The organism is Polaromonas jejuensis NBRC 106434, assembly GCF_001598235.1.
In the GTDB taxonomy this organism is placed as follows: domain Bacteria; phylum Pseudomonadota; class Gammaproteobacteria; order Burkholderiales; family Burkholderiaceae_C; genus Polaromonas; species Polaromonas jejuensis.
Map to the genome: position 1 here is coordinate 222,389 of NZ_BCYO01000002.1, position 25,150 is coordinate 247,538.

The window sequence follows — 25,150 nt, forward strand, 5'->3', positions numbered from 1 at the left end:
GGCGCACAAAGCCATCGCGCCCCCAAGCGACCCAGAGAGCCCAGAGAACCGTTGAGACCCCACCACTCTGGTTAGACTCTGCGCCATGCGCCTCATCCCCTCCCTGACCCGCAAGCAAACCCTGCTGCTCACCGTGGCCGTCATTGCCGGGCTGGCGGTGGCGCTCTCTATGCTGTCGCGCTCCATCAGCCCCGCACCGCCGCGCCAGGCGGAGATGACGACCGGCGCGGTCGATGGGGCGGTGCACCAGTTTGCGCTCAGGTACCAAAGCTACCTCAAGGCCAACGGCGTGAGCCTCAAGCTCCTGCCCTCGAGCGGCGCGGTGCAAAACCTGGAGCGGCTCCACGCCGGCACGTCCATCGGCTTTATGCAGGGCGGGCTGGGCCAACTGGCGCTGGACCCGGCGGATGCCGATGCCGGGACACCGCTGCGTTCGCTGGGCGTGATCGGTTACGAGCCGGTGTGGCTCTTCACCTCCGCCGCGCTGGCCAGGCCGCTGGCCAAAGGCCTGGGCCCGCTGGCCGGCAAGAAGGTGGCGATTGGCGTCGAGGGCAGCGGCACGCGCAAGGTGGCGCTGGAGGTGCTGCAGAACTACGGCGTGACGGCGGCCAATGCCACGCTCGTTGCCGAGGGCGGCCTCCTGGCGGCCAAGGATTTGATCGCCCAAAAACTGGACGCGCTGATACTGATTGGCGCGCCACAAACGCCCGCCGTGGAATTGCTGCTGGCGCAGCCCGGGGTGCAACTGGTGTCGCTGGCGCATGCCGAGGGGCTGACGCGGCGCCTGCCCTACCTGTCGCTGGTCACGCTCAAGGCCGGCTCGGTGGACCCGGCCCAGGACCTGCCGCGCGAAGACATCACGCTGCTGACCACCACGGCCAACCTGGTGGTTCAGCAGGACCTGCACCCGGCCTTGAGCTACCTGCTGCTGGAGGCGGCGCACGACATCCACCGGGGCGGCACGCTGCTGAACAAGCCGGGCGAGTTTCCCCACCCGCGCGCCACGGACTACCCGCTGGCCGACGAGGCGGTGCGCTATTACAAGGACGGCCGGCCGTTTTTGCAGCGTTACCTGCCCTACTGGGCGGCCAATGCGCTGCAGCGCCTGCTGCTGGTGTTGGTGCCGCTGGTGGCGATTGCGGTGCCGCTGTTCAGGGTGGTGCCCATCCTGTTCGAGTTCCGCGAAAAAAGCCGGCTTTACCGCCGCTACGGCGCGCTGCTGGAGATGGAGCGCGACATCCAGTCGCGCCAGCTCAGCGCGGACGAGATCGCGCTGGCCACGGCCCAGCTCGACCAGATTGAAAACGACGTGAGCCACATGAAGTTTTCGCTGGACTTTTCAGACCGGGTCTACACCTTGCGCCAGCATGTGGACTATGTGCGCCGGCAGTTGCAGGCCCATAGCGGCGAACTGCAAAAAGCCCCAGGCAAGCCGCAGGAGGGCCGAATAGCGGGTGCTATGCTCCCCCGCCATGAACCCTGACCCCGCCTCCAGCCTGCCCCGACTGATTTGCTTTAACAAGCCCTACGGCGTGCTCAGCCAGTTCACACCTGAAGGGCGCTGGCGCGGGCTGAAGGACTTCATCGCCATCCCCGGCGTCTATGTGGCCGGGCGGCTGGATGCGGACAGCGAAGGCCTATTGCTGCTGACCAGCGACGGCCAGCTGCAGGCCCGCATTGCCGACCCGCGCTTCAAGATGGAAAAGACCTACTGGGTCCAGGTGGAAGGCGAGCCTGGCGAGGCCGCGCTGCAGGCCCTGCGCCAGGGCGTGCAGCTCAACGACGGCCCGACCCGCCCGGCCCGCGCCCGGTTGATGGCGCCGCCGCCCGCGCTCTGGGAGCGGGAGCCGCCGATTCGGTTGCGCGCCGCCATTCCCACCGCCTGGCTGGAGCTGGGCATTCGCGAGGGCCGCAACCGCCAGGTGCGGCGCATGACGGCGGCCGTGGGCTTTCCCACCCTGCGGCTGATACGCGCCGCCATAGGCCCCTACTCGCTGGACGGGCTCGCACCGGGAAGCTGGCGCGATGCCGACATGGGCGCCTGAAACGCCAGCCCGGGCTCAGGGGGCCTGGTCCGTCGGCTCATCCCCCACCAGGTAGCGCTTCACCAGGTCGAAGAAGCTGTCATAAAACGCATCGGAGGCGATGGTTTCGCTGCTCACCTTGACCATGGAATCATTGCCCGAGGTAAATGGCAGCGAGACCGAGCCAATCGCGCCCACGCCCAGGCTGGCCGAGTTGTTGCTCTTTTTCAGGGCGTAGCTGTCCTGCAGGGCGGTGACGAAACCCAGGCTGATGCTTCCGCTGGCATTTTCCGGTGCGCACACCACCCGTATCACCATCTGCAGGTGCGACTCGGCCTCGGGCTGAAAGCTTTTCTGGCCCTCCACCAGATCCGCCCGAGCGGTGTTGATGATGTAGCCCTGGCTCAGCAGGGCGCGCCTGGCGGCCTCGCAGGTTTGCGCGGGGGTCGCGTCGAAGAGCCGGGAGTAGGTCGCGGTGGAACCGAATTTTTCCTGCAGGGGAAAGGCCTTCACGCCGGACCCGCAGCCTGCCAGCAGGCCCGACAGGCCCAAGAGCCCCGCCAGGCCGAGGCGCGCCAAAGGCCAGACGGTTGATCGATCACGTATCCAGGACAACTTCAAAGCCAGGCACTCCTTCAGGCATCAAAAATCTTTTTTCGCTTGGCATGCAACACCCGCAACGCCGGGAGCCGCAGCCTGCGCCCCCATGGCTTGATCGCAGTGGCCGGGCAAAGTTGCATAGGCCGGCGGCGACGCGGTGAAGTGCGGCTCCGATTATCTCAGCGCCCCACGGGCCCCGGCCCCGTGGCCGGGAATGGCCGCGCCGTTTTCGGGGCGGCGCAAAGGCCGCTGGCGTTCAGACCGCGCTTGAAATGCCCGGCGGCGGCCCCAGAATAAGGACCTATGACCGCCCTACTCCACATCGTCTGCCCGCACTGCCACACCACCAACCGCGTCCGCGCCGACCAGCTCGGCAGTGAGCCGACCTGCGGCAGCTGCAAAAAGGCGCTGTTTGAGGCGCACTCCGTCGCGCTTGACGAGGCGGCGTTTGACAAGCACATCGCCCGCAACCAGATTCCGGTGCTGGTCGATTTCTGGGCGCCCTGGTGCGGCCCCTGCCGCCAGATGGCGCCGGCTTACGAGCAGGCGGCGGCGCAGCTGGAGCCGCAAGTGCGCCTGGCCAAGGTGGACACCGAGGCCGTGCCCAGCCTGGGCGCGCGTTTCAACATTCGCAGCATTCCCACGCTGGCGCTGTTTGTGAACGGCCGCGAGGTGGCGCGCCAGCCCGGCGCCATGGGGGCGGCGGACATCGTGCGGTGGGTGCAGTCGCATTTGCGCCAGGGGCGCTGAATCGGGCCCTGGCTGAAGCCGACCGGCCCCGCCCCAGCCGGGTTGGGCACTTATGCCCGCGCCCTGTGAACCACCCTGTTGATAAGCCCCTGAACAAGCCCGAAAACGCACGCCGGCATTGGGTTTGCAGACCCTGCTCAATGTTTGGGCAGCCCGCGGGGCGCACCGAAAGACCACGAGGCGTATGCCAGGTAGCCAGGACACCGGGATGGCGTTGCTTGCCGGGAAATGGTCCCATGTACTGTCGCGCACCGAGCCGCGTTCAGGCCCGATTTACGCCAACACGGAAGGCCATGGCGGGTTTGCCGAATATCTGGATAAGTGGCTGCGCGAAATGGAATTCGTGGCCCAAGGGTTTTCCGCATCAGGCGGCCCGCGCCAAGCCCTGCCGGTTTGGCTTGCCCCTCAAAATGCTATGTTTTCAATAGCTTGAAACGCATAGCCAGCAAGCGCTAACGGCCAATTGAATGCCTAAATCGGCAGCTGGGGTGCGACACCCGCTGCTGGCCCAGCCCCCCCTCTATTTCGCATGGGGTTCACCCACAGCTTTACCCCCAGTTCCTGTGGGTCACCCTGTGGATAAAAGTGTGAACAAGACGAAAAACCCGCGCCAGTTCTGGCCTGACAGCCGGTGCGCAGCAAACAGTCAGCGCCGGGGCCGCGGGCCAGCGCAGCGCCGATTGCCGCTGCGCTGGCCGATGGGCGCGCTGGCGCCGCCTGAGCCACTTAAGCCACGCTCACGGTGATGCGGCGCGGCTTGGCTTCTTCTGCCTTGGGAATGGTCAGCGTGAGTACGCCGTTGACCAGCCGGGCAGCTATCTTGCCCGGGTCCAGTTCATGGCTGAGGGTGAAGCTGCGCCGGTACTGCGGGTTCTGGACTTCACCGTAGATGAGTTCCACGTCGCCCGCCACGGGCACCGAGGCCGTGCCTTCAATCACCAGGCTGTCGCCGCTGACGCGCACGCCCAGCCGCTCCTTGGACACGCCCGGCATGTCGGCGATCACGGTAATCCCCGCCTCGTCTTCAAAAATGTCCACAGCGGGAAGGGTCGTAATGCCGGACTGGGAGGACTCCGTCCCGCCGGCCAGGAGCTCACCGCCCTGGCCGGTGGTTTCGCGGCTGCCCTCAGGCGTGCTGACATCCTTGACATCGCGGCCGCTCGGCGTGCCGCGACTTACTTGATGGCGATGCTGCATGGCATGCTCCTTTCTTGCATTTCTTGAAAAAAATGGGCTTTAGTTGACGCTGATCTGGCGCGGCCGGGAGGCCTCGCGCCGGGCCACGGTCACCCGCAGCACGCCGTCGCGGCAGCTGGCTTCTATCCTGGCCGGGTCGGCATCTTCGGGCAGGGAAATCACGCGGCGAAAGCTCCCCTTGAAGCGTTCCTGCGCGTACACGGCGGTGTTGTCGCCGCCCGCGGGGGCATCGTCCTTGCGCTCGCCGGCAATGACCAGCAGGCCCTTGTCGATGGTGATCTGCAGCTCGGCCGGGTCAAGCCCCGGCACCAGTGCCAGCACTTCAATGGCACCGGCGGTGCTGCCGACGTTGATCGCCGGGAAGCTGCGGCGCGACAGGGCGCGAAGGCTGCTGCCCGGACGGAAGGCCTGCTCAAAACTTTGCTGCAGGCGATTGAGCTCGCCGAACAGCTCGCCATAGAGGTCCAGAGTTCCATTCATGATGCGCATCTCCTTTCCCTGGAAAATCATGAAGGGGCCAACAGATCCAGGGTTCTGTTGCCGGCTGGCGCCACGCGCCAGCCTTGGGAAAAACCATGGCCGAGGGGGGGCCCGGCCACCCCTGAAAACATTTACTTATTAGCGGGCAGACAGATTTCAAGAGCCGCCGGATCGACAGGATTCAAGCGTGCGGCGGACGCGCGGCGTTGTTCAATGGATGTTGGATTGATGTGGACCAGCAGCGTTCATCGTGTCACACTTGAAGTGGCATCGCTTCCCGTCGGGGAGCCCTCTCCGAGCCTGTGGAGCAAGCTCCTGGAGGAAATATGTTTACACATCTTTTATTGCCAACCGATGGCTCCCCTGCGTCCGAATTCGCGATTCAAAACGCCATCGAGTTTGCCAAGCAGACGCATGCCAGGGTCACCGGCGTACATGTGATCCCGGAATTCCACGTGTTCACCTACCAGACCGAGATGCTGGAGGACACCAGGGAGCAATACGCCAAGGAAAGCAAGGTGCAGGCCGCCAAGTTCCTGGCGACGATAGAACGCGCGGCCGAAGAGGCCGGCGTGGCCTGCGAGACGCTCACGCTGGTCGGCGACCATCCGTATGAAGCCATCATCAAGGTGGCCGAGGACAAGGGCTGCGACCTGATCGCCATGGCCTCGCATGGCCGCAAAGGCGTGAGCGGTTTGCTGATGGGCAGCGAGACGCAGAAAGTGTTGACCCATACCCAAAAGGCTGTGCTGGTATTTCATTAAACCGCGCTTACCCCCAGTTCCTGTGGGCCAGTCTGTGGATAAGCCGCCCAACAACTCCGCAAAGCCCCGTCCCTGCTGGCTTTGCACAGGCTGCCCATGAATTGATCAGGACGGCTGGCACCGTGAACAATACCGGCCCGCCGTCACTAGCTATAGTTTTTATAGCATCCTGGGCTGACCCTGCTAGGACTGGCGTCCAATTTCATGACCAACAAGCGGCCACCTCCCCGGCACCCTGCGGGTTAAGCCTATTTGTCAAGAACAGGCAGCGGGCTCGCGCTCGACGCCGGCACCGCCGTGCGGGCGGCGTTCATCACCATGGAGAGAAAGGCGTAATAGCCATTGATGCCTATCAGGTCAATCGCGCCCTTGTCGCCGAAGCGCTCGGTGGCGGCGGCCCAGGTCGTATCGGAGACCTGCTGATCGCGGTGCAGCTCGGTGCAGAAGTCGTACACCACGCCCTCGTCGGCGGGCATGGCCGGCGGCCGCTGGCCCTCGGCAATGGCCGCTATGGTGGCCTTGGCCACGCCTTCGCGTTCGGCAATCGGCGCATGGATGGCCCACTCGACCTGCTGGGTCCAGTGGCGCGCCGTGATCAAGATCGCCAGTTCGGACAAGCGCAGCCCCAGCGCATTGCGGTAGCGCAGGTACTCGCCCATGCGCTGGGCATGGGTCATCAGTTCGGGGCTGCGCAGCAGCGGCACAAAGGGCGAAATCAGCGCGCCGCGCGGGCCACGGATGATTTCGTCGGCATGCTCGCGCTGCTCGTCGGTCCAGGTTTCCGGCGGCAAGGGAGGGAGGCGGTCAACACTCATGCGCGGCCCCTCAGTTCGCCACGCCGGCCGCGGCCAACACCTGGGCAATCGAGGTGGCCAGCCGGTTGACGATCTGGTCCACGTCGGCCTCGCTGACGATGAAGGGTGGCGCCAGCAGAACGTGGTCGCCATGGCGCCCATCGACCGTGCCGCCCATGGGATAGACCAGCAGACCGTTGGCCAGCGCCTGGGCCTTGATCCTGGCGTGCAGCTTGAGCTCGGGGTCAAAGGTGGCCTTGCTGGCCCGGTCGCGCACCAGCTCGATGCCGCAGAACAGGCCGCGGCCGCGAATGTCGCCCACATGGGGATGCTGGCCAAACTTCGCCTGCAGGGCGCGCATCAGGTAGGCCCCGCGCGACCGGACTTGCGGCATCAGTTGGTCGCGCTGAATGACTTTTTGCACCGCCAGTGCAGCCGCCGTGGCCATGGGGTGGCCAATGTAGGTGTGGCCATGCTGGAACAGGCCGCTGCCCTGGCGAATGGCCTCGATGATTTCGGCGCGTACCAGCACCGCGCCTATGGGCTGGTAGCCGCCGCCCAGGCCTTTGGCAATCGTCATCAGGTCGGGCACCACGCCCTCCTGCTCCACCGCATGCAGCGTGCCGGTGCGGCCCATGCCGCACATCACTTCGTCGGCAATGAAGAGAATGCCGTAGCGGTCGCAGAGTTCACGCACGCCCTTGAAGTAGCCGGGCGTGGGCGGCACGGCGCCCAGGGTGGCGCCCACCACGGGCTCGGCCACGAAGGCAATCACGCGCTGGGGGCCGATTTCCTGAAACTTGGCGTCCAGTTCCTGCAGCAGGCGCTGGGTGTAGGCGTCCTGGCTCTCGCCGTCCTGGCGGCCGCGGTATTCGTAGCAGGGCGAAACACGGCCCACGTCCATGAGCAGCGGCGCAAACTGGCGGCGCCGCCATTCGTTGCCACCCACGGCCAGCGCGCCCAGCGTGTTGCCGTGGTAGCTCTGGCCGCGCGCCACAAACAGCGTGCGCTCGGGCTGGCCGATCTCGACGAAATACTGGCGCGCCAGCTTGAGCGCGGCCTCGACCGACTCGGAACCGCCGGAGGTGAAATAAACCTTGTCCATGCCCCTGGGCGCATGCGCGGCCAGGTGGCTGGCCAGCTCTTCCGAGGCTTCGCTGGTGAAGAAGCTGGTGTGGGCATAGGCCAGCTTGTCGGTCTGGGCATGCATGGCGGCCAGCACATCGGGGTGCGCATGGCCCAGGCAGGAGACAGCGGCGCCGCCGCTGGCGTCGATGTAGGCCTTGCCCTGGGCATCCATGATGTGAATGCCCCTGGCACCGACAGCCGTCAGCGGCGTGGATTGCAGGGAGCGGTGAATGATGTGGCTCATTGGAGATTTCCTGTCAACAAGTAGGGAACACGTAGAAATAGCGTCAGGTCGAAATGGGTCGGCGTATCAAGCAGCCAAACCAAAGCCGTGGGACAAGGCCTCTCAGCTTGCGCCGAGGGGAGGCGCTGCGCCATGGCGGGCATAGACATCTGGGCGACGGTCTGTGAGCAGGCCGACGAAGCTGCGGTAGCGCGCAACGGCGCTCAGGTCCAACTCGGCCTGGATCACCTCTTCCTCCTCCGTGCGCGACTCGGCCAGCACCTTGCCGTCAGGGGCAACAATCAGGCTGCGGCCCATGAAACGGCAGTTGCCCTGCCGGCCGGCACGGTTACAGCTGAGAAAGAACACGCCGTTCTCGATCGCACGCGTATAGGCCCGGTGGGTGAAAATTTGCTCATCTTCCAGCGGCTTGTCTTGCTGCCTGAACGAGGCCCAGACGTTGGTGACGATATCCGCGCCCTGCAGCATCAGCGCACGCGTCAGTTCAGGGAAGCGGATGTCGTAGCAGACCTGCATGCCGATACGTCCGAATGGCGTTTGCTGGACCGAGATCGTGTCGCCAGCAATGAAATACAGCTTCTCCAGATGCCAGCGATGGATCTTGTGATACACGCCCAGCACCCCCTGCGGGCCGACCAGGATCGAGGCGTTGTACATCGCGCCTGACAGTACCGGGTGGCGCAAGGCCAAGCCGGCCACAACGTGTACGCCATGCTCCCGCGCCACGCAGCACAACATCTCAGTGAAGGGACCGCCTTCAGGTTCTGCCGCCTGGTACAGACGCAACGCGTAGTCGTGCGCTCCGCCCGACGCTTCGCTAAATGCTGCTCCAGGCTCGAGCGGCTCGACGTAACCGGTGTTGGACAGCTCTGGAAATACGATCAACTGGGCACCCGCCGCAGCCTGTGCCACCGCCAGGGCCCGCATACGCTCGAGGTTCAACTGGGGATCTAGAACCCGGGCGTCAAACTGAACCAGGCTTGCGTTGACTGTGGATGGGTGTATGTCCATATCTCCTCGCTTCATTCCATTGTTGGGTGTTGAATTTCAGGCCGAAGGCAAGGCATCAACGAACGGAAACGCCCGTTTTGTGTCCAGATGGCGATAGGGCAGCACGGTCAGGTCGGCCGGGCCGTGATCGGGGGTGTCGACGATCACGATTTCTTGCGCGAGTGGTTCGTAGAAATGACGGAAATGCGTCTTCGAACGCAGGACAATGATGTCGAAGTCCTCCGGGCGCAGTCCGAAGATGTAGAACGGATCGCCATCAACCGCGAAGGCAAACTCGCTGACAACGCTGATCGAGATTCCGTTCACGTCGAGCAGTGCCGTCAGGCCCAGATTGACCGGTACGCCTTGTTGATAGGTGCCGGACACGCGGTATGTCTTGCTGCCGGCCCACAGCACGCGTGCGCTGACCCGAACCTCGGGGCCGGCTCTGTCGGAACTGTGCCCCCCCAGCCTCAACTCAACGGTGCTGCCCACACCGGCCTCAAAGGCCTTGCGGGCCGCCGCCGAGTCCCACAGAAATGGCACAGCCGCGCGCTGCACCCCGCGATTGAGCAGTTCAGCCAGGACGTAAGTGGAATCATTCATGCGGTCGGCGTGCTCAAGCAGGACATAAGGCTTGCCTGCGTTCCGCACCCCCTGCTGCACGTGATCGATCGCATTGCCGACTGAGAACACTTCCAGCGGCCGGTACAGTGCGTGCCGCTGTTCCCAGATGTTTGCCGCCAACTCGTCGGCGATCGCCTGGGCGCGCTGCGGGTCGCCATCGCCCACGCACAGAACTGAAAAGCCGGTGTTGTGTGCATCGGCGTACGAGAATCCGGCCAGGATCGAAATGTCCAGATAGCCATCGCTTTGCGCTTCGATCGCACGGGCCCGCTCAATAATGTCGGCCAGCGGCCGCAAGGCAGTGGCGCTGAAAATGCTGGGCACCAGCACCCCGGGTTTGGCGATCGCCCAGACTGGCGCGATCTCACTGCGCAGCGTCTTGAGCATGCACTGCGCCGCGCGCCGGCCGGTCTGTGCCATGTCGGTGTGCGGCGACTTGTGGTACGCGAACGCGGCGGTGGCGCCGGCAATGGTGCGACCATCCAGGTTGCCGTGGTAGTCAAAGGCAACCATCAATGGCTTGTCCGGCCCAAGCACGATGCGCACCTTGTCGATGATGTGGCGCTCAACATCGTGATACGAGGGCGCCCACGATGCACCATGCAGGAACAGCAGCACACCATCGAGACTGTCGGCCTGCGCGGCAATGGCTCCGGCGATCTCGTCGGCATAGCGCTCCACGGCCTCATCGGTGGCAGGGCCAAGCGCGCCGAGCACCGCATTCACGATGGGCAGCATGTCGACGTTGGCCTGCTCGCACACCTCTATGAATCCGCCCATCACATCATTGGTGCCACGCCGCTGATCGAGGATGGCCTCGCCGCGCTGCGCGGTACGTTCAAAGTCGGCGTAGGTGGACATCACCGGCAAAAAACTCACCGACTCAAGATGAAACCCTGCGATGGCCAAGCGCAGCGTCCTGGGTTTCGGGGTGTTCGCAATCGCCTTGCTCATGCAGCCTCCTGCACCGTGGCGCCCAGCACACGCATGTCGCTGCTCGCCCATGCCAAAGCGACGCGGTCGTTCTCCTTGAAGGTTCCGTCGCTGCTGCTGGATTGCACGGCCAGTACTTGGCCACCCGGCAGGCGCACGCGGTAGCGGACGGTCGAGCCGAGGTACACGCGGCCTATCACTTCGCCGGTCATGAGGTCGCCCGGCCCCGGTGGACTCAAGCGGATCGATTCCGAGCGCAACATGACCTTGATCGGGCTCTTTGCCGCAGCCGGGACTTGCGCAGGCAGTGGCAACTTCAAGCCATCGTGCGACTCAAAGTGCGCCGTGCCGTTACCTTGTGCCACGCTGCCTTGCAGCAGGTTGCCGATGCCAAAGAAGTTGGCGACAAACGGACTCGCTGGATTGCGGTAGATATGCTCGGGCGCGCCAACTTGTTCGATGCGCCCGGCATTGAAGACCGCGATGCGGTCCGACAGCGACATGGCCTCTTCCTGGTCATGCGTCACCATGACGGTTGTGATACCCAGCGTCTTGTGCAACTGGCGCAACTCGAACTGCAGGTCTTCACGCAGGTTTTTGTCGAGCGCCCCCAGGGGTTCGTCGAGCAGCAAAATGGAGGGCTTGAACACGACGGCGCGTGCCAGCGCAACACGCTGTTGCTGGCCGCCAGAAAGCTGCGCCGGCTTGCGCTGCGCGAACCCTTCCAGCTTGACGGTTGCCAATGCCTTTGTGACCTCGCGCTCTATCGCATCGGCCGACTTGCCACGCACACGCAGTGGAAATGCCACGTTGTCGTAGACCGTCATGTGCGGAAACAGCGCGTAACTCTGGAATACCAGGCCGATATTACGGCTGGAGGTCGGTAGATAAGTCACGTCCTGATTGCCAATCACGATGTGGCCTTGGTCGGGGCTGTCGAGCCCTGCAATCATGGTCAGCAAGGTGGTCTTGCCGGAACCGCTGGGCCCGAGCAAGGTCAGGAATTCGCCTTCGCGCACATGCAGGTCGATGTTGTCGAGCGCAGTCACGGCGCCGAAGCGCTTCGTGATTGCCCGGATTTCAATGCTGGCCATGAAATAGTTCCTTTTTCGGTTGCACGTTGTTGGTCAGCGCTTGTCACCGTGTGCTATGCCACCCAGAGCACCACCCGACAGCCTGGCCACAACCAGCATCAGCAAAACGCTGCCAACAATCAGGATCGTGGCGACCGCGGTGATCGTCGGGTCAAGCTGCTGCGACAGGTCGTTAAACATCTTCTTCGGTATCGTCACGTAGCTCCCCGCCAGGAAGTAGGTGATCACTACCTCGTCGAAGCTCACGATGAACGCAAAAATCCAGGCCACCAACAGTGACGGATAGACGTTGGGAATTACGATAGACGCGAGCACCCGCGGCCATGTTGCGCCCAGGCTGCGTGCGCTTTGTTCGATTCGCACGTCCAGTGCCCGCACGGCCACGCCCACAACGCTGATCACATACGGAGTGGCCACGAGAGCGTGGCCGATGACCAGCCCGGTAAAGGTGCCGAGAAGGCCAAGCGCCGCGAAGGCGAAATACAAAGCGATGGCGCTGATGATGTGAGGAATGATCATCGGGGCCATGAAGTTCGCATCCAGCCAGGCACCGCCCTTGAGCCGGCTTCTGGCCAGGCCATAGGCCGCCAGCGAGCCCAGCACCAGCGCAATGACGCTGGAGCACAGCGCCAGTTTCAGGGAGGTGAGCAAGGCCTCGATCCATACTGGCGTCGACAAAAACGCCTCGTACCATCGCAGCGAGAATCCCTGGGGTGGAAACTGCAGCGCGCTGCGATCGGAGAACGACATCGGCACGACGATGAGGATAGGCGTACAAAGGAACAGCAACACCAGCGCGCCGGCAGCTCCCAACAGAAAACGCGCAAAGCGACCCGTATCAGGCTTGGCACTCATGCGCGTCCTCCTGCTTGCGAAGCGCTAGTCAGTTGCTTGTGCACCATGTAGAACCCCAGCGTCATCAGCAGCAAAATAGACGAGAGCGCTGCGGCCAACTGCCAATCGGACAGGACATTGATCAGACTGTCGAGTACGGTAGCGATCATCGGTACCCGGTTGCCGCCCAGGATGGCCGGCGTCACGAGGAATCCGAGTGTCAGGATGAAAACCAGCATGGTGCCCGCCAGCAGCGCGGGCAGGGTCAGCGGAAAAAACACCGTCCAGAACACGCGCGCCTCGCCGGCCCCGAGCGAGCGTGCGGCTTGAGTCAGGCGGCGGTCGACGCCACTCATATTTGCATACAGTGGCAGCACCACCAGCGGCAGCAACAGGTTCACCGTGCCGACCAGGACGCCGAGCTCGTTGTAGATCAACGGCAGTGGACTTTCGACGAGACCCAGATCCAGCAGCAGCCGGTTGACGATGCCGTTGTTGCCGAGCACGACAATCCATGCATAGGTGCGCACCAGAATGCTGATCCAGAACGACAGCCCTACCAGCGCCAGGACGGCTGTGCGCAGCCGCGCCGCCTGCAACGTATAGATCCAGTACGCAAGTACGTAACCAAAGACGCCGCAGGCCAAGGCCGTCGCCAGTGCCATCTTGAAGGTATTGAGTATGACCAGCAGGTAGGCAGAGCTGGAGAACAGTTCCTGATAGGCACCCCACACGCCTGCATCGCTTTGAAAGCTGAGCGACAGCATCCGCAGCACGGGCAGGTCGAAGACGACGACAACAAAGACCAGCAGCGGCAGCAAATAGCCCATCCTCTGCAAGCGCGACCCCCGCGTGCTCATGCTCACATGCCCAGCTTGAATTGTTGCCAGCGCTTCTCGACCTTCGGTGCGATGACTTTCCAGCCCTCTATGTCGTTCATGAACTGCAACTTGGCGTTGCCAGCCGTGGTGGGATACAGCGCGGCCTTGTCGGCGGCCAGCACCTTGTCAAGGTTCGCGCTGGCGCCGGAATAAGGGATGCGGGCCATCGCCACCACCTGATTCTCCGGCACGGTCAGCTCATGGAAAAACTGCATGGCGGCCATCTTTTGCTCCGGCGTCGCGCCCCTCGGCACGCCGAAGTACGACAGGTCCAGGATGCCCTGGTTGTAAGTCATTGAAATGCCCGGTTTGCCATAGACCCGACCCGAATAAGTCATTGCGTAAGCCACTTCCTTATCCTGAAGCAACTGCGGTGGCTGCGAGCCCGCTGTCCACCACACCGATACATGCGGGCGAATCTTCGCCAGACTGCGGAATGCGCGATCGATGTCCAGCGGGAACAGCTTGTCCATTGGCACACCATCGGCCAGCAGGGCCACAGGCAGCATCACGGAGGGGTCATCTATCAGGCTGCGTTTGCCCGGGAAGTCGGCCACATTCCAGAAGTCAGCCCAGGTCTTGGGCGCCTTGACGTCGCTGCGCCACGCCATCACGTTGGAAAAGTACGACCAACCGATGGCGTGCGAATCCTTGGCCTCGGCGGTGATCGGCTGCGGAGCGATGGCGGCCCAGTCCAGCGGTTCGAGCAGGTTCTCGGTCTTGGCTTGCACCAGCCAACTGCGTGGCACCAGCACGATAGGCGTCGTGATGTTCTTGGACGCCACCATGGCCTTGAGTTTGCCGAGGGAGGTGGGATTTTCTCGCACGACACGGATGCCCGTTTTCTTTTGGAACGGCTCGATGTAGGCGGCCTGCACCGCCTCACCGGAGTCGCCGCCTGCCTCCAGCATGCGAATTTCCTTGACAGTCTGCGCATTGGCGGCCGGTACGGCCAATAACGATAGCGCAGCCGAAGCCAAGGCTAGGCGGGTAAATGAACGGATAGAGCGCATTGGAAATCTCCTAAATTGCAAGGTTGATACATGCTTCAGCCTTGGCGCCCGGCTGTCGCAAATGGAATCGTCACTGGTCCTGTCCTTGTCTCTTCATGCAACGGATGCCGCATAAAGGCCAGTATAAGAAACAAATGATCCAACATCAACTTATTTGCAACGTTCGCGCCATATTTTGCGCACAAAACTGGCGCAGCAAGGGTTTTCCCCTGGGGTTTGCTGACGTTTCAGCGCAGCCATAACTGGGCCGCAGCGAAGACAGGCATTGGCTTGAAGTGGCTGGCAATTCGGCGCTGGTACTTGAGCCCTCCAAACATGCATGTGGTGACATGGCTCTCCTTGTACAGGCGCCGATCACAGCTTCTTTGCTCTTTGCGCTCAACAGAGCCTGGTCGAGCGGGCTTAACCGGTTTCGATTTCCAGTTCGGTGATGAAGCGCTCGCGGCGCTCCAGGGCCTGCAGCGCGCTCGCACCCAGATGGGTCGCCACCAGATTGAGCAGGCCCTCGCAAAACACGAGGTAGGCCCCCATGCTGTTGCTGAAGAAACTGCTTTCATGCGGAATGAAGAAAGCGTGTTGCGCCGGCTGCACCAGCGGCGATGCCCGGGTGTCGGTGATGGCGATCACGACCAGCCCCGCCCTGGCGGCAGCCAGCGCCGCGTCAACCACGCTGCGGGTGTAGGGTGCAACACTTGTTGCAATCACCACATCACCGGGCTGAAGCTGGGCCAGGCCTTCGGCCATTCCCAAGCCCTGGGCATCCAGCAGCCCCACATCGGCGCGTATCAGGCCCAGCCCGTAACTCAAAAAACTCGCCAGGGCACTGAATTGCCTGAGGCCGTGAATCCGAACCCGGGGGGCTTCTGCCAGCGCCTTGGCCGCCCCCTGAAGTTCACTGGCCGACAGCTGCGCCAGAAAACCTTCGACATTGTTGATAGACTCCCGGGCCAGCTGCACCACCGTGTCCACCTCGGGGCTGCGCCCGCCGTTGCCACCCTGCGCCCGCGCCGAGGCGCCCGCCACCAGGCGCTCGGCCTGCTGGCTGTAGAAGTGCCGATGGCGTTCAGCCAGGCTGTCGCGAAAGACATTTTGAAAGTCGACAAATCCGGCATAACCCAGCCGGGTGGCCAGGCGGGTCAGCGTGGAGGGGCTGACCCCGAGTGTGGCCGCCAGCTCGGTGATCGAGCGGACGGCCACCTCTTCCGGGCGCTCCACCAGTTTTGCCAGCACCGTGTGGGCCTTGCCGCCGAGGGCGAGGCCCCCTTCCTCCCCACGGCCAATACCCACGGTCAGCTCGCGCAGCTCTTCAACGCTTCTCGGGATGGCCTGTGACATGGTTGCTGGTTTCTCCGTCTGGATCAAAGCGCGCTCAAAGCGGGGATTGCGCATGGCCATCGGTCATGCGAAAACGTGGCGGGTCTTGCGGGCGCTCGTAGACCAGCCAGTCTACATGGGTGTCGCGCACCACGATGTCGGCCGTGGCCTGGGTGTTTTCATCGTCGCTGTCGGCCGGATCCTTGCGGTAGATAGGGAACGCTGGGTCCTGCGCATCCGCCAGTATGTTGAGCGGCTGGATGGCGCTGCCGCCCTCGATCGCCTGCGCCAGCAAGGCATCGCCACGCAGCTGCCGGCGCCGGGAAGACTCGGTGATGAGCTGGGGAAAGCCTTGCATGGCCGGATGGATCGCATGGTTGGCATGCAACGCAGGCGCCTCCACGGTACGCACCGAGCAGGCCGCCGAGCTGAACTCGATCGACAGCAAGTGCGCACAGCCGCGCTGCGCCACACTCAGGTGAAAGCCACCGGCCCGTGGCTGCGCTTGCAGCAGCCGGACCACCTCGTCCTGCGTGGCCAGCTCGAGCAGGGCGCGCGTCAGCACCATGCGGGGCATGCCCGCATCGACGCTGAGTTCACGCAGGTTGTTGACGGTGATGGCCAGGCCCTGCTGCGTCACAGCAAAAGTGTGGCCGGGTATGGAGCCCGGGTACACAAAAGAGGCAAAGCCCGGGCTGTCGTCCACCGCGAATTCCGCCATGGCGCAACGCCCCGTGAAGCCGGGATCGCCGTCTTCGTTGTGGCTGATGCGTTGCACGCCGGAGCCGGGAATCTGCACCGTTGTGCAGCCGTCCGGGGACATGGCCCACAGGTCACCACGGCAGTTCCAGAGAAAAACATCGCCCAGGGGAAGCTGCAGGCCCGAGGCCAGGCCTTGCAGCTCCGACCAGACGCGCGGGAACCTGGCCTGCACGAGTGCGGCCATCCGGGCGACGCGTTCGCTGCCGCGCCACCCCATCACACCGGCCCAGGCCTTCGAGTGCAGCAGGTGCTCATGCACCGCCTGCGCCCCGAAGCGGCCCAGCGCCTGGCCCGCTTCAAAAGGGCTGCCGCTGATCTTGAGATAGGCGAAACTGGGCTTATTCGACATGTTGAAGAAATTCACGTAAACGCTGGCTGGAAGGGTTGTCCAAAAGTTGGGCGGGCGGGCCGTCGACGGTGATGTGGCCGTGCTCCATGAAAATCAGGCGGGTGCCGACCTGGCGTGCAAAGGCCATCTCGTGGGTGACGACGACCATGGTCATGCCCTCTTCCGCGAGCGCCTGCATCACGCGCAGCACTTCCTGCCGCAGTTCCGGGTCGAGCGCCGACGTGGGCTCGTCAAACAGCATCATCTTGGGCTTGACGGCCAAGGCCCGCGCAATGGCCACGCGTTGCTGCTGCCCGCCCGAGAGCTCGTTGGGGTAGTGCCCGGCTCGCTCGGCCAGGCCCACCTTGGCCAGCAGCTCGCGCGCCAGGTCTTGCGCCGCCGCTTTGGACATGCGGCGGACCTGCCGCGGACCGAAGGCCACGTTTTCCAATGCCGTCATCTGCGGGAAGAGATTGAACTGCTGAAACACCATGCCCGCCTCCTGGCGTATCTCGCGGACCATGGCCGCGCCACCCAGGACGCTGAGGCCATCCACCCGCAGGTCGCCTCCATCAATCGCCTCCAGCGCATTGACGCAGCGCAGCAGGGTGGACTTGCCCGAGCCGGACGGCCCGATCAGCACGACCACCTCGCCCTTTTTGATATTGAGACTCACCTGGTCGAGAACGACCGTGGAGCCAAAGCGCTTGGTCACGCCTGCAAACTCAACCATGCTCATAAGATTCGCATCCTGTTTTCGACGGTGCGCAGGGTCAACGTCAGCACTCCAATAAGGAGCAGATAAATCACCGCCACCGCGGTCCAGATCTCCACGGCGCGGAAGTTCGAGGCCATGATCTCCTGGCCCTGACGCGTCAGTTCACCCACCCCGATCACGATGAACAGCGAGGTGTCTTTCAGACTGACGATGAACTGGTTGCCCAGCGGCGGCGTCATGCGGCGAAAGGCCACCGGCCCCACCACAAAGGCGAGCACCCGCCAGGTCGGCATGCCCAGGGCGACACCGGCCTCACGCAGCCCGCGCGGCACCGAAAGGAAAGCGCCGCGCACAATCTCGGCAATGTAGGCACCCGAATTGACGATGATGGACGCGACGGCCGCCGTCATCGCGTCAACCCGGATTCCCAGCAACACAGGCAGTGCAAAGTAGATGAACATCACCTGCACCACAATGGGCGTGCCCCGCACAAAGCCCACATAAAGCAAGCCGATGGTGCGAACAGGCTTGTTGCCGTAAGCGCGCATCAAGCCAAACAACACCCCGACCAACGTGCCGCCGACCAGGCCAGCGATCGTGATCAATACCGTCAGCTTGGCGCCCCGCAGCAAGGCCGGCAGGGCATCAGAAATGACGGACCAGTCGAATTCCATACCGGACTCCTGTTCTCGCTTGACTTACTTGATTAAGGCTTTGGCGGCTCGGTGCCAAACCACTTCTTGTAGATCGTGGTGTAGCGCCCATCGGCCTTGATCTTGGCCAGTGCCCCATTGACCTTGGCGACCAGCGGGCTGCCTTTGGGAAAGCCGATGCCGTACTGGTGCGCCAGCATCTGGGCGCCCACGGCCTTGACCTTGCCCTTGCCGGCGGTGGCGATGTAGTACAGCACGTTGGGCGTGTCATGCATGGCGGCGTCCACACGGCCGGTCTGCAGCTCGAGGTAGGCGTTGTCGATGTTGGGGAACAGGCGCAGGTCGGTGCCGGCAAAGTTGGCCTTGGCATAGTCCGCGGCGGAGGTGCCGGTCTTCAGCGCCAGGGCTTTGCCCTTGAGGTCTTCAGCGCCCTTGATGGTGCTGGCCGCCGGCACCATCAGCATGAAACCGCTGTCGTAGTAACCGTCCGAAAAGTCGATGACCTTCTTGCGCTCATCCTTGATCGTGATGCCGGCCAGCGCCACGTCCACGTTCTTGGTCTGCAGGGCGGGCAGGATGCCGCTGAAGTCCATGGGCTGCAGCTTGTAGTCCAGCTTCAGTTCCTTGGCGACGCTGTCCCACAGGTCAATGTCGAATCCAACGTACTTGTCGCCCTGTTTGAACTCGAAGGGAACAAAGGCGGTGTCCACCGCGACCAACAGGGTTTCGGCGCGGGCGGCCTGGCCCAACAAAGCGGCAGCACCCAGCGCCAGAACCGCCATTTTCAAAAAAAGCTTGCTCATGAAAGAACCTTTCAGATTGAAGTTTCACCATATTGGTGCAAACACATTTGCGTAATGCTATTGTGTGCAACAATATTTGCATATTACGTGCCAGCTCCGGCTTTTTGAATGTGGGTTTACCCGAAGGGCTGGGAAAAGCTCAGGCCTTGGTGGCCGAGCGCTTGGCAGAAGGCAGCAGGTAGGCGCCGGAGTCGAACAACTGCTGTTCGGCAGCATCGATTTTTTGCGCGACGGCCTCGCCCGCATCGGCCACCAGCAGTTCCAACAGGGCTTCCATGACGGCCATGGCCGCGGCGACCGACGGAAAGAAGGACGGGCTTGCCGCGGAGAACAGCACCTGCACATCAGCCGCCAGGGCCAGCGGCGAGGCATTGCTGTCGGTCAGCGCAATCACCCGCGCACCGGCGGCCCGGGCCGTTTCGGCCACCGTGACCGATTCGCTGGAATAAGGCGCGAAACTGATGGTCACCACGGCATCCCCGGGCTCGATGGGCCGCATCTGCATCTCCAGGCCGCCGCGGTGCGCATCGATCAGGTGGACCGAATTGCGGAAGAGCCGGTAACCGTAGACCAGTGAATAGGCCATCGGAAAGCTGGCCCGGAAGCCGGCAACATGCACGGCCCTGGCGCTCTTCAGCAGCCTGGCCGCCTCGCGCAGCGAGTCCTTACACAGCGCCTCGGTGGCGTCCAGGTTCTGCCGCTGCACGGCAAACATCTCGCCCAGCAAATCCACCTCACGCCCGCGGGTGGCCAGGCTTTTGGCGCGCTGGCCATAGCGTCCGGAATGCAGGCCCAGGTCTTCGGCAAACGCCGACTTCAGCTCCGGCCAGCCGGCATAGCCCAAATGTTGTGCAAGACGCACCAAGGTGGATGGTGGCACCTGGGCCTGCTCCGCCAAGGTACGCATGGACGAAATCACCACCTCGTTGGGATGGTCCACCACAAAGCGCGCGGCCACCTGCATTTTCGGACTCAGGGAGGAAAAGCGCCCAAGAATAAGCTCTGTACTTTGCATGAAATTCCGTTTGCAACACCCGATCAACAATTGGATCGAATGTTACATCGCACAGCCAGGCCGACGATCCATGGGGCTTGCAGCGCTTTTTCCAACCCGCGTGCGGGCGCATGCGTCGCCCGCATCACCCTAGGGCCCGGCACACCCGTTTACCCCCAGCTCCTGTGGGCCAGTCTGTGGATAAGCGTTCCAACAACTCCGCAAAGCCCCGTCCCTGCTGGCTTTCCACAGGTTGCCCATGAATTGATCAGGGCGGCTTCCCCGTGGACGGTATAGGTCTGCCGTACTTGGAGCACTTCCGTTAACTATTATTTTGATAGCAGCTAGCGCTTTCCCTGCCTTGGCTTGAAGGCGATTTCCAGGCCAAAACCCTGGCTCAAGCCTGCTGCGCTCGCGCCTTCAGCCGGCGCGTCACCCGCAGCATCAGCAGCGAGATCAAGCCACAATACCCGCCCAGCCCGACGATCAACGCCGGGTAGCTGACACCCGCATCAATCAGCAGGCCGGCCAGGCCCGGGCCGGTCGCCGAGGCAAACACCAGCACGGCCACGATCACGGCGCGCACCGCGCCCAGGTGCTTCACGCCATAAATCTCGGGCCAGAGCGAGCCGTACAGCGACAGCGAAAAGCCGTTGGACATGCCATACATCGCCATGAAGGCAAAGATGACCCAGGAGGCCTGCAGGGAGCCCAGCAGCAGCAGGCCCAGCCCGAGGGGCAACAGGTAAAAAGGCAGCAGCCTCAGGCCTGACAGGCGGTCAATCAGCTGCCCCGACACCAAGGTGAAGGCAATCGTCATCAGCGCGTACAGCGTAAAGGCCGACGCAAAGGCCTGCAGCGACCAGCCACGCAGCTCGACCAGGTACACCTGATGAAAAAAGATGGTGTTGCCGATGAAGGCCGGCGGCGCCATGGCCAGCATCAGCAGGTAAAACAGCGGGTCGCGCAGCACCTGCGGGCGGGTCCAGTCGCGGGCGAGGCCCACGCGGGCCACCGGGTCAGACGCCTGCGCCTCGCGCTCGACGGCGACCAGCGAGGCAATCAGCGGCAAGCCCAGCAGCAGCAAGGCGCCGGCGGCGAGCCACCAGCTGTTGCGCCAGCCCACCGACGCGGCCAACGCCACAAAGCCCAGGGGCAGCAAGGCCTCGCCGGTGTTCAGGCCCAGCGTGGCGAGCGACACCGCCCGCCCCCGCTGGGCGGAAAACCAGCGCGCCATGACGGTGAAGGCGGTGTGGGTCATCATGCCCTGGCCCAACAAGCGCAGCAGGTAAATCGCCACGAACAGCATGGCGATGTGGCGCGACAGCGCCATGCAGGCGGCCGCCACGGCAAGCAGCGGCACGATGGCCAGCGTCATCTTGCGGGCGCTGTAGCGGTCCACCAGATGGCCCAGGCGCGGCAGGGTGAGCGCGCTGGCCAGCGTGGCGGCCATGTAGAGCGAGCCAAACTCGCCATGCGAGAGGGAAAACTCGCGCCGGATATCGCCCGCCGAGAGCGAGATCAAAAAGGTCTGCCCGACGGACGAAAAGAAAAAAAGCAGAAAACCGCCGCCCAGCCAGCGGGCGTTGTCGCGCAGAAAGGCGATGAAGGGCATGGGCGGCCGGGCGCTTGCGCTTCAGGGCGTGTCTGGCGTATCGGGTGTTTCGGTCGCGTCGGAATGGCGCGGCTTCTCGGCCCTGGGGATTTTCTTGAACTTGATCAGGCGGTTGGTTTCGATCTTGTCTTTCTTGAGCTGCCGCTCGGCATCGAGCTTTTGCCCCGCGGCCAGCCAGCCGGCAAACTCGTCGGGCGTCTCCAGCGTGATGCGGCCCAGCGTGCCGGCGCGGAATTCGTAGATCACGATTTCGGCGGCCTTTTGCAGGTTGATGCGGCCCTTGGCTAAAACCGCGCCGCGCTTGCGGCCGATTTCCTCCAGCATCTGCTCGTCGGTGATGCCGGACACCACTTTGACCTTGTAGCGCGCCTCCAGCGAGGCCGGGTAGTGCTTGATCAGGTAGTCAAGCAGCTCCAGCGCCACCTCTTCTTCCTCGAAGGCGTTGCGGCCAATCGCGCCGCTGGCGGCCAGGTTGTAGCCGCTCTTGGCCACGATGATGCGCGGCCACAGCATGCCGGGCGTGTCCCACAGGTAAAAACCGTCGGCCAGCACGATGCGCTGCTCGATCTTGGTGATGCCGGCCTCGTCGCCGGTCTTGGTGGCGCGCTTGCCGGTCAGGGTGTTGATGAGGGTGGACTTGCCGACGTTGGGAATGCCGCAGATCAGCACGCGCATGGGCTTGACCATGCTGCCGCGCGTGGGCGCCAGCGCATGGCAGGCATCAATCAGGCGGCGCGCCGGCGCGGTGTCGCTGGCGTCCAGCTCAATCGCGCGGGTGGCGGGCAGGCTGTTGTAGTGCGCCAGCCAGAGCGGCGTGCGCACCGGGTCGGCCAGGTCCTGCTTGTTCAAAACCTTGAGCGCCGGCTTGCCGCTGGTGAGTTCGGCCAGCATGGGGTTGGCGCTGGAGCCGGGCAGGCGGGCATCGAGCAGCTCGATCACCACATCAATTTCCTTGATGCGCTCGCTGATGGCTTTTTTGGTCAGGTGCATGTGACCGGGAAACCACTGGATGGCCATCGGGATGTTCTTTCTTGGTTCGAAGTCTGGATTGCGGCGACATGACGGGCAGGCGGTGTTGCGCATTCCGTGCGCATTCCGGCCAATCAGCCAAGCCCGATTATCGACGCGCCGCGCCGGCCGGCCCAAGGCGGCCCGACCCCGCCGCAAATGGGGGCAAGCCACGCGCCGTGGCGGGGCGATGGGGGAGAATCGGGGAAACACCCCTCCCTGCCACCCTACAGCGCCCCAAAGCGCCCTTCAGCGCCCTCACCTACCGCCATGTCCCTGCCCAAGCCTCCCAAACGCCGCCCTAGCAAAGCCGGCTACAGCACCAGCGCTGGCGCCGCCCAGAACAGAGCCAGCCAGAAGGCCAACAACGAGCTGCTGTTTAAGGGCATTTTGTGCAGCCTCATCGGCCTGGGCGTGCTGATTTCACCCTACTTCATCACCTCGCCGGGCATGCAGGGCATCGTGGCCCAGTCCTCGCTGGTGGGCTGGTTTGCGCTGGTGCTGGGCGTGGCGTTTATCGGGGTGTATGCCTGGCGGCGCCTGGCAAGCGCAAAAAAACAGTAAGCGCGCGCCCCCAAAAAATCATGCCGGACTGTCCCGCCGAACGCTCGGAGCGCGAAGCCGCGCTGGCCCTGTTCAGCGCCCTGCAGCAGCGCGCCCAGGCCGCTGGCGTGGCCCTGCGCGCGCCGCCGCCCGAGCCGACCAGCTGCTGCGGGCGCGGCTGCAACGGTTGCGTGTGGGAGGGCTATTACAGTGCGGTGGACTACTGGCGCGAAGAGGCCTTGCTGCAGTTGGCAAGCTGACCGACAGGGCACCGGGGACATCGGAGCTGTACGACGCGAAAAGCGCGCCGCAGCAGTGGCGCGCTGCGCCGGAAGCTGCGGCGAGCATGCACCTCAAAGCAAGCGCGTTTCGCCCATCATCAAGTCCACGCCGGCGCCAGCAAAGTTGGCCAGGTCGGCAGCAGTCGCCTGCCCTTGCGGTGAGGCGATTGCCTCCTGAATGGCCGACATGGAGTCAAACTCAAGAATGGCGACCAGGTACGCGGCATGCTTGCCTGCCATGCCCATCACATCACCGCGTGTGACTTCATAGCTGCGCAAGCCCGGCAGGGTCTTGGCCAGCGGAACATGTTTATTGAAATAGTAGTCGTCAAATGCAGCGGCGTCTTCAGGCTGCTGATAGCTTGCAATAAGTTTGGCCATTTCGCGTCCCCAGGTTTTTGCCGGACCAGCAAGCCGCTGGCTGGCAACGCACTTTAGCAACACGCGCTCGCAATGGCCAGACCCGCGCTACCTTGGCGCTCAAGTCCAGTCGCTTGAGTCGCCGCGGCCGATATCAAGCAACTCATCGAAACCGGCGCTATTGTCCGCGCTGCCCCCACTGGCGTCAGCGGGCGGGTCGAAGAAGTTGTTGATGGTGCTTGTTGCACTCTCGGCGGCGGGCGAACTCAAGGGATTGGCGCCAAAAAGCGATGAATGGTGGTGGCCATCGACCAAATGGTTAATGCCCTGGAACAGGAAGGCGCCGGCCGCCACACCCGCGGCAGTGGTCGCCACGTTGGACAGGAAGCTGGGCACCTGAAATCCAGGGGACGGGGCAGCAAGCGGTGCGGGTTGAACGGCCGGGCTGGTCATTGCGGGGGGCGAACCCACGGGGCTGGCTGGGCGACCCCAGGTCGTCGCATCCAGAAAACCTGAGGCCGGTGCGCCAGGCCGCTGCCGCTCCAGCTGGGCTTTGAGTTGCGCAATCTGCGCTTCGGCGCCCCTCAAGGCGGCGTCAAGCATCACGGCGCGCTGCACCACAAGATAGGCCGCATCGGCTTGCCCTGCAAACGTGTTGGCAATCATCGCCTGCGCCTCCTCATCCTTGAAGCCAAGCTGCGCTTGGGCCAGTTGTTGCAAAAAGGTGGTCAACTGCTCGCGCTCTTGCAAATTCATCGAAGGCTCCAACATGTAAATCAAGACAGCGCCGAGATGCGGCCCCGCCGCCAAGAGTTCAAGAGCCGGCAACACATTGATACCAAACCCGCCGCTGAAGTCCCCTCGAATTCCCGAGCCGATCGACAGCGGAAATCAGGGAATTTCTTCACACATCGCTCAGCTTTTTCCCTGTTTTGGAATTATTGCGCCGGCCTTGTCTGCGCATAGTCAGACTCGGCCGTTGTAGAGGGGTATCTGGGCAGAATGTGAGGAGGGTCTCATCATGCAAGTTGAGGCAAAACAAGCACCACAGGTCGATGATGCGGCACCCGGCGCCGATGAGAGCGCTTCGCTGCTGGCAGAGGTCGATTTCAAATGGCTAATGGCTGGGCAGGGCTGGTGGATTGACACCAGCCGCTTCCATAGCGATCCATCGTATGCCGCCGGCCTCTTGCGATTGGCCATGGCATCGCCATTTTTTGCGTTGCGGGACTGCGCGGCTACGTTGCTGGCTCAGATTGGCGGCCCCGCTGCATGAGACGCCGGGCGGCCTGCCGACTGGCGAGCAACGATCCAGACGCACTGTCGTCGAGGGTCGAAACAGCACGAAACCATGCGCATGGGTGAATACCAGTTTCGCTATGGTTTCAATAGCTGATAGCGCAGGGAGGACAAGGGCT

General features: G+C 63.5%; 29 protein-coding genes. 8 read left to right on the forward strand and 21 right to left on the reverse strand.

What is annotated here, in order from left to right; all coding sequences use genetic code 11:
* The first annotated feature begins 85 nt into the window (after nt 1–85).
* Nucleotides 86–1,483 carry a TAXI family TRAP transporter solute-binding subunit gene (locus PJE01S_RS03495; protein WP_068831749.1) on the forward strand — a complete coding sequence of 466 codons (1,398 nt, stop codon included), beginning with the start codon at nt 86–88 and terminating at the stop codon, nt 1,481–1,483.
* Nucleotides 1,473–2,045, forward strand: a complete 573-nt coding sequence (locus PJE01S_RS03500) for a pseudouridine synthase (RefSeq protein ID WP_084389331.1) — start codon at nt 1,473–1,475, stop codon at nt 2,043–2,045. The genes PJE01S_RS03495 and PJE01S_RS03500 overlap by 11 nt, the downstream gene beginning before the upstream one ends.
* A 15-nt stretch (nt 2,046–2,060) precedes the next feature.
* On the opposite strand, the gene PJE01S_RS03505 is transcribed toward PJE01S_RS03500, so the two are convergent.
* Nucleotides 2,061–2,645, reverse strand: a complete 585-nt coding sequence (locus PJE01S_RS03505) for a DUF2242 domain-containing protein (protein WP_422630671.1) — start codon at nt 2,643–2,645, stop codon at nt 2,061–2,063.
* Between the two features lie 282 nt (nt 2,646–2,927).
* Between PJE01S_RS03505 and trxC the strand changes: the two genes are divergently transcribed.
* Entirely contained in the window at nt 2,928–3,374 is a 447-nt protein-coding gene (gene trxC, locus PJE01S_RS03510; RefSeq protein ID WP_068831751.1) for a thioredoxin TrxC, read from the forward strand.
* 208 nt (nt 3,375–3,582) lie between these two features.
* Nucleotides 3,583–3,807: a hypothetical protein gene (locus PJE01S_RS03515; protein ID WP_068831752.1), complete on the forward strand. Its 225-nt coding sequence runs from the start codon at nt 3,583–3,585 to the stop codon at nt 3,805–3,807.
* A gap of 293 nt (nt 3,808–4,100) precedes the next feature.
* Here PJE01S_RS03515 and PJE01S_RS03520 read toward each other — a convergent pair whose 3' ends face one another.
* Nucleotides 4,101–4,571 (reverse strand): Hsp20/alpha crystallin family protein, encoded by a 471-nt coding sequence (locus tag PJE01S_RS03520; protein ID WP_084389332.1) that lies wholly within the window; start codon nt 4,569–4,571, stop codon nt 4,101–4,103.
* Between the two features lie 39 nt (nt 4,572–4,610).
* Nucleotides 4,611–5,051: an Hsp20/alpha crystallin family protein gene (locus PJE01S_RS03525; protein ID WP_068831935.1), complete on the reverse strand. Its 441-nt coding sequence runs from the start codon at nt 5,049–5,051 to the stop codon at nt 4,611–4,613.
* Nucleotides 5,052–5,377: 326 nt separating this feature from the next.
* Here PJE01S_RS03525 and PJE01S_RS03530 point away from each other — a divergent pair, with 326 nt between their 5' ends.
* The gene (locus PJE01S_RS03530; RefSeq protein ID WP_068831753.1) at nt 5,378–5,815 is read left to right on the forward strand and encodes a universal stress protein; all 438 of its coding nucleotides are present in this window, start codon (nt 5,378–5,380) and stop codon (nt 5,813–5,815) included.
* Nucleotides 5,816–6,063: 248 nt separating this feature from the next.
* Here the strand turns inward: PJE01S_RS03530 and PJE01S_RS03535 are convergent, their stop codons facing one another.
* The 16 genes from PJE01S_RS03535 to ylqF form a co-directional block, all read right to left on the reverse strand.
* Complete coding sequence (locus PJE01S_RS03535) at nt 6,064–6,630, reverse strand: carboxymuconolactone decarboxylase family protein (RefSeq protein WP_068831754.1); 567 nt, start codon at nt 6,628–6,630, stop codon at nt 6,064–6,066.
* Between the two features lie 10 nt (nt 6,631–6,640).
* The gene (locus PJE01S_RS03540) at nt 6,641–7,981 is read right to left on the reverse strand and encodes an aspartate aminotransferase family protein (protein ID WP_068831755.1); all 1,341 of its coding nucleotides are present in this window, start codon (nt 7,979–7,981) and stop codon (nt 6,641–6,643) included.
* Nucleotides 7,982–8,083: 102 nt separating this feature from the next.
* Entirely contained in the window at nt 8,084–8,992 is a 909-nt protein-coding gene (locus tag PJE01S_RS03545; protein WP_068831756.1) for a carbon-nitrogen hydrolase family protein, read from the reverse strand.
* A 36-nt stretch (nt 8,993–9,028) separates the two neighbouring features.
* Entirely contained in the window at nt 9,029–10,552 is a 1,524-nt protein-coding gene (locus tag PJE01S_RS03550) for a M81 family metallopeptidase (protein WP_068831757.1), read from the reverse strand.
* Nucleotides 10,549–11,625 carry an ABC transporter ATP-binding protein gene (locus PJE01S_RS03555; protein ID WP_068831758.1) on the reverse strand — a complete coding sequence of 359 codons (1,077 nt, stop codon included), beginning with the start codon at nt 11,623–11,625 and terminating at the stop codon, nt 10,549–10,551. The genes PJE01S_RS03550 and PJE01S_RS03555 overlap by 4 nt, the downstream gene beginning before the upstream one ends.
* Before the next feature lie 33 nt (nt 11,626–11,658).
* Nucleotides 11,659–12,480 carry an ABC transporter permease gene (locus tag PJE01S_RS03560; protein ID WP_068831759.1) on the reverse strand — a complete coding sequence of 274 codons (822 nt, stop codon included), beginning with the start codon at nt 12,478–12,480 and terminating at the stop codon, nt 11,659–11,661.
* Nucleotides 12,477–13,319 carry an ABC transporter permease gene (locus PJE01S_RS03565; RefSeq protein WP_339374661.1) on the reverse strand — a complete coding sequence of 281 codons (843 nt, stop codon included), beginning with the start codon at nt 13,317–13,319 and terminating at the stop codon, nt 12,477–12,479. Before PJE01S_RS03565 ends, PJE01S_RS03560 begins: the two co-directional genes overlap by 4 nt.
* Before the next feature lie 2 nt (nt 13,320–13,321).
* Nucleotides 13,322–14,353 carry an extracellular solute-binding protein gene (locus PJE01S_RS03570; RefSeq protein ID WP_084389333.1) on the reverse strand — a complete coding sequence of 344 codons (1,032 nt, stop codon included), beginning with the start codon at nt 14,351–14,353 and terminating at the stop codon, nt 13,322–13,324.
* Nucleotides 14,354–14,755: 402 nt separating this feature from the next.
* Nucleotides 14,756–15,688 carry a MurR/RpiR family transcriptional regulator gene (locus PJE01S_RS03575; RefSeq protein WP_068831936.1) on the reverse strand — a complete coding sequence of 311 codons (933 nt, stop codon included), beginning with the start codon at nt 15,686–15,688 and terminating at the stop codon, nt 14,756–14,758.
* 34 nt (nt 15,689–15,722) lie between these two features.
* Nucleotides 15,723–16,778 (reverse strand): C45 family autoproteolytic acyltransferase/hydrolase, encoded by a 1,056-nt coding sequence (locus tag PJE01S_RS03580; RefSeq protein WP_068831762.1) that lies wholly within the window; start codon nt 16,776–16,778, stop codon nt 15,723–15,725.
* Nucleotides 16,768–17,496 (reverse strand): glutamine ABC transporter ATP-binding protein GlnQ, encoded by a 729-nt coding sequence (glnQ, locus tag PJE01S_RS03585; RefSeq protein ID WP_068831763.1) that lies wholly within the window; start codon nt 17,494–17,496, stop codon nt 16,768–16,770. The genes PJE01S_RS03580 and glnQ overlap by 11 nt, the downstream gene beginning before the upstream one ends.
* Nucleotides 17,493–18,149, reverse strand: coding sequence for a glutamine ABC transporter permease GlnP (gene glnP / locus PJE01S_RS03590; protein WP_068831764.1), 657 nt, complete (start codon nt 18,147–18,149; stop codon nt 17,493–17,495). Before glnP ends, glnQ begins: the two co-directional genes overlap by 4 nt.
* Nucleotides 18,150–18,181: 32 nt before the next feature.
* Nucleotides 18,182–18,931, reverse strand: a complete 750-nt coding sequence (glnH, locus tag PJE01S_RS03595) for a glutamine ABC transporter substrate-binding protein GlnH (RefSeq protein ID WP_068831765.1) — start codon at nt 18,929–18,931, stop codon at nt 18,182–18,184.
* A 139-nt stretch (nt 18,932–19,070) separates the two neighbouring features.
* Nucleotides 19,071–19,946 carry a MurR/RpiR family transcriptional regulator gene (locus tag PJE01S_RS03600; protein ID WP_068831766.1) on the reverse strand — a complete coding sequence of 292 codons (876 nt, stop codon included), beginning with the start codon at nt 19,944–19,946 and terminating at the stop codon, nt 19,071–19,073.
* Nucleotides 19,947–20,322: 376 nt separating this feature from the next.
* Nucleotides 20,323–21,540, reverse strand: a complete 1,218-nt coding sequence (locus PJE01S_RS03605) for an MFS transporter (protein WP_068831767.1) — start codon at nt 21,538–21,540, stop codon at nt 20,323–20,325.
* 21 nt (nt 21,541–21,561) lie between these two features.
* Nucleotides 21,562–22,557: a ribosome biogenesis GTPase YlqF gene (gene ylqF / locus PJE01S_RS03610; protein ID WP_068831768.1), complete on the reverse strand. Its 996-nt coding sequence runs from the start codon at nt 22,555–22,557 to the stop codon at nt 21,562–21,564.
* 261 nt (nt 22,558–22,818) lie between these two features.
* Here ylqF and PJE01S_RS03615 point away from each other — a divergent pair, with 261 nt between their 5' ends.
* Together PJE01S_RS03615 and PJE01S_RS03620 are read left to right on the forward strand one after the other, a co-directional pair.
* Nucleotides 22,819–23,112 (forward strand): hypothetical protein, encoded by a 294-nt coding sequence (locus tag PJE01S_RS03615; protein ID WP_174548510.1) that lies wholly within the window; start codon nt 22,819–22,821, stop codon nt 23,110–23,112.
* A gap of 20 nt (nt 23,113–23,132) precedes the next feature.
* On the forward strand, nt 23,133–23,351 hold the full coding sequence (locus PJE01S_RS03620) for an oxidoreductase-like domain-containing protein (protein ID WP_068831769.1): 219 nt from the start codon (nt 23,133–23,135) through the stop codon (nt 23,349–23,351).
* A 93-nt stretch (nt 23,352–23,444) separates the two neighbouring features.
* On the opposite strand, the gene PJE01S_RS03625 is transcribed toward PJE01S_RS03620, so the two are convergent.
* On the reverse strand, nt 23,445–23,753 hold the full coding sequence (locus PJE01S_RS03625) for an EthD family reductase (protein WP_068831770.1): 309 nt from the start codon (nt 23,751–23,753) through the stop codon (nt 23,445–23,447).
* Between the two features lie 99 nt (nt 23,754–23,852).
* Nucleotides 23,853–24,488: a DUF2076 domain-containing protein gene (locus PJE01S_RS03630; protein ID WP_084389356.1), complete on the reverse strand. Its 636-nt coding sequence runs from the start codon at nt 24,486–24,488 to the stop codon at nt 23,853–23,855.
* Between the two features lie 265 nt (nt 24,489–24,753).
* On the opposite strand from PJE01S_RS03630, the gene PJE01S_RS03635 reads away from it, so the two are divergent.
* Nucleotides 24,754–25,008 carry a hypothetical protein gene (locus tag PJE01S_RS03635; RefSeq protein WP_068831772.1) on the forward strand — a complete coding sequence of 85 codons (255 nt, stop codon included), beginning with the start codon at nt 24,754–24,756 and terminating at the stop codon, nt 25,006–25,008.
* Nucleotides 25,009–25,150: the final 142 nt, after the last annotated feature.

Bases quoted from the DNA above. Each gene is read 5' to 3' on its own strand.
- PJE01S_RS03495 (WP_068831749.1), top strand. From the start codon at position 86: ATGCGCCTCATCCCCTCCCTGACCCGCAAGCAAACCCTGCTGCTCACC.
- PJE01S_RS03500 (WP_084389331.1), top strand. From the start codon at position 1,473: ATGAACCCTGACCCCGCCTCCAGCCTGCCCCGACTGATTTGCTTTAAC.
- trxC (WP_068831751.1), top strand. From the start codon at position 2,928: ATGACCGCCCTACTCCACATCGTCTGCCCGCACTGCCACACCACCAAC.
- PJE01S_RS03515 (WP_068831752.1), top strand. From the start codon at position 3,583: ATGGCGTTGCTTGCCGGGAAATGGTCCCATGTACTGTCGCGCACCGAG.
- PJE01S_RS03520 (WP_084389332.1), bottom strand. From the start codon at position 4,571: ATGCAGCATCGCCATCAAGTAAGTCGCGGCACGCCGAGCGGCCGCGAT.
- PJE01S_RS03525 (WP_068831935.1), bottom strand. From the start codon at position 5,051: ATGAATGGAACTCTGGACCTCTATGGCGAGCTGTTCGGCGAGCTCAAT.
- PJE01S_RS03530 (WP_068831753.1), top strand. From the start codon at position 5,378: ATGTTTACACATCTTTTATTGCCAACCGATGGCTCCCCTGCGTCCGAA.
- PJE01S_RS03535 (WP_068831754.1), bottom strand. From the start codon at position 6,630: ATGAGTGTTGACCGCCTCCCTCCCTTGCCGCCGGAAACCTGGACCGAC.
- PJE01S_RS03540 (WP_068831755.1), bottom strand. From the start codon at position 7,981: ATGAGCCACATCATTCACCGCTCCCTGCAATCCACGCCGCTGACGGCT.
- PJE01S_RS03545 (WP_068831756.1), bottom strand. From the start codon at position 8,992: ATGGACATACACCCATCCACAGTCAACGCAAGCCTGGTTCAGTTTGAC.
- PJE01S_RS03550 (WP_068831757.1), bottom strand. From the start codon at position 10,552: ATGAGCAAGGCGATTGCGAACACCCCGAAACCCAGGACGCTGCGCTTG.
- PJE01S_RS03555 (WP_068831758.1), bottom strand. From the start codon at position 11,625: ATGGCCAGCATTGAAATCCGGGCAATCACGAAGCGCTTCGGCGCCGTG.
- PJE01S_RS03560 (WP_068831759.1), bottom strand. From the start codon at position 12,480: ATGAGTGCCAAGCCTGATACGGGTCGCTTTGCGCGTTTTCTGTTGGGA.
- PJE01S_RS03565 (WP_339374661.1), bottom strand. From the start codon at position 13,319: ATGAGCACGCGGGGGTCGCGCTTGCAGAGGATGGGCTATTTGCTGCCG.
- PJE01S_RS03570 (WP_084389333.1), bottom strand. From the start codon at position 14,353: ATGCGCTCTATCCGTTCATTTACCCGCCTAGCCTTGGCTTCGGCTGCG.
- PJE01S_RS03575 (WP_068831936.1), bottom strand. From the start codon at position 15,688: ATGTCACAGGCCATCCCGAGAAGCGTTGAAGAGCTGCGCGAGCTGACC.
- PJE01S_RS03580 (WP_068831762.1), bottom strand. From the start codon at position 16,778: ATGTCGAATAAGCCCAGTTTCGCCTATCTCAAGATCAGCGGCAGCCCT.
- glnQ (WP_068831763.1), bottom strand. From the start codon at position 17,496: ATGAGCATGGTTGAGTTTGCAGGCGTGACCAAGCGCTTTGGCTCCACG.
- glnP (WP_068831764.1), bottom strand. From the start codon at position 18,149: ATGGAATTCGACTGGTCCGTCATTTCTGATGCCCTGCCGGCCTTGCTG.
- glnH (WP_068831765.1), bottom strand. From the start codon at position 18,931: ATGAGCAAGCTTTTTTTGAAAATGGCGGTTCTGGCGCTGGGTGCTGCC.
- PJE01S_RS03600 (WP_068831766.1), bottom strand. From the start codon at position 19,946: ATGCAAAGTACAGAGCTTATTCTTGGGCGCTTTTCCTCCCTGAGTCCG.
- PJE01S_RS03605 (WP_068831767.1), bottom strand. From the start codon at position 21,540: ATGCCCTTCATCGCCTTTCTGCGCGACAACGCCCGCTGGCTGGGCGGC.
- ylqF (WP_068831768.1), bottom strand. From the start codon at position 22,557: ATGGCCATCCAGTGGTTTCCCGGTCACATGCACCTGACCAAAAAAGCC.
- PJE01S_RS03615 (WP_174548510.1), top strand. From the start codon at position 22,819: ATGTCCCTGCCCAAGCCTCCCAAACGCCGCCCTAGCAAAGCCGGCTAC.
- PJE01S_RS03620 (WP_068831769.1), top strand. From the start codon at position 23,133: ATGCCGGACTGTCCCGCCGAACGCTCGGAGCGCGAAGCCGCGCTGGCC.
- PJE01S_RS03625 (WP_068831770.1), bottom strand. From the start codon at position 23,753: ATGGCCAAACTTATTGCAAGCTATCAGCAGCCTGAAGACGCCGCTGCA.
- PJE01S_RS03630 (WP_084389356.1), bottom strand. From the start codon at position 24,488: ATGAATTTGCAAGAGCGCGAGCAGTTGACCACCTTTTTGCAACAACTG.
- PJE01S_RS03635 (WP_068831772.1), top strand. From the start codon at position 24,754: ATGCAAGTTGAGGCAAAACAAGCACCACAGGTCGATGATGCGGCACCC.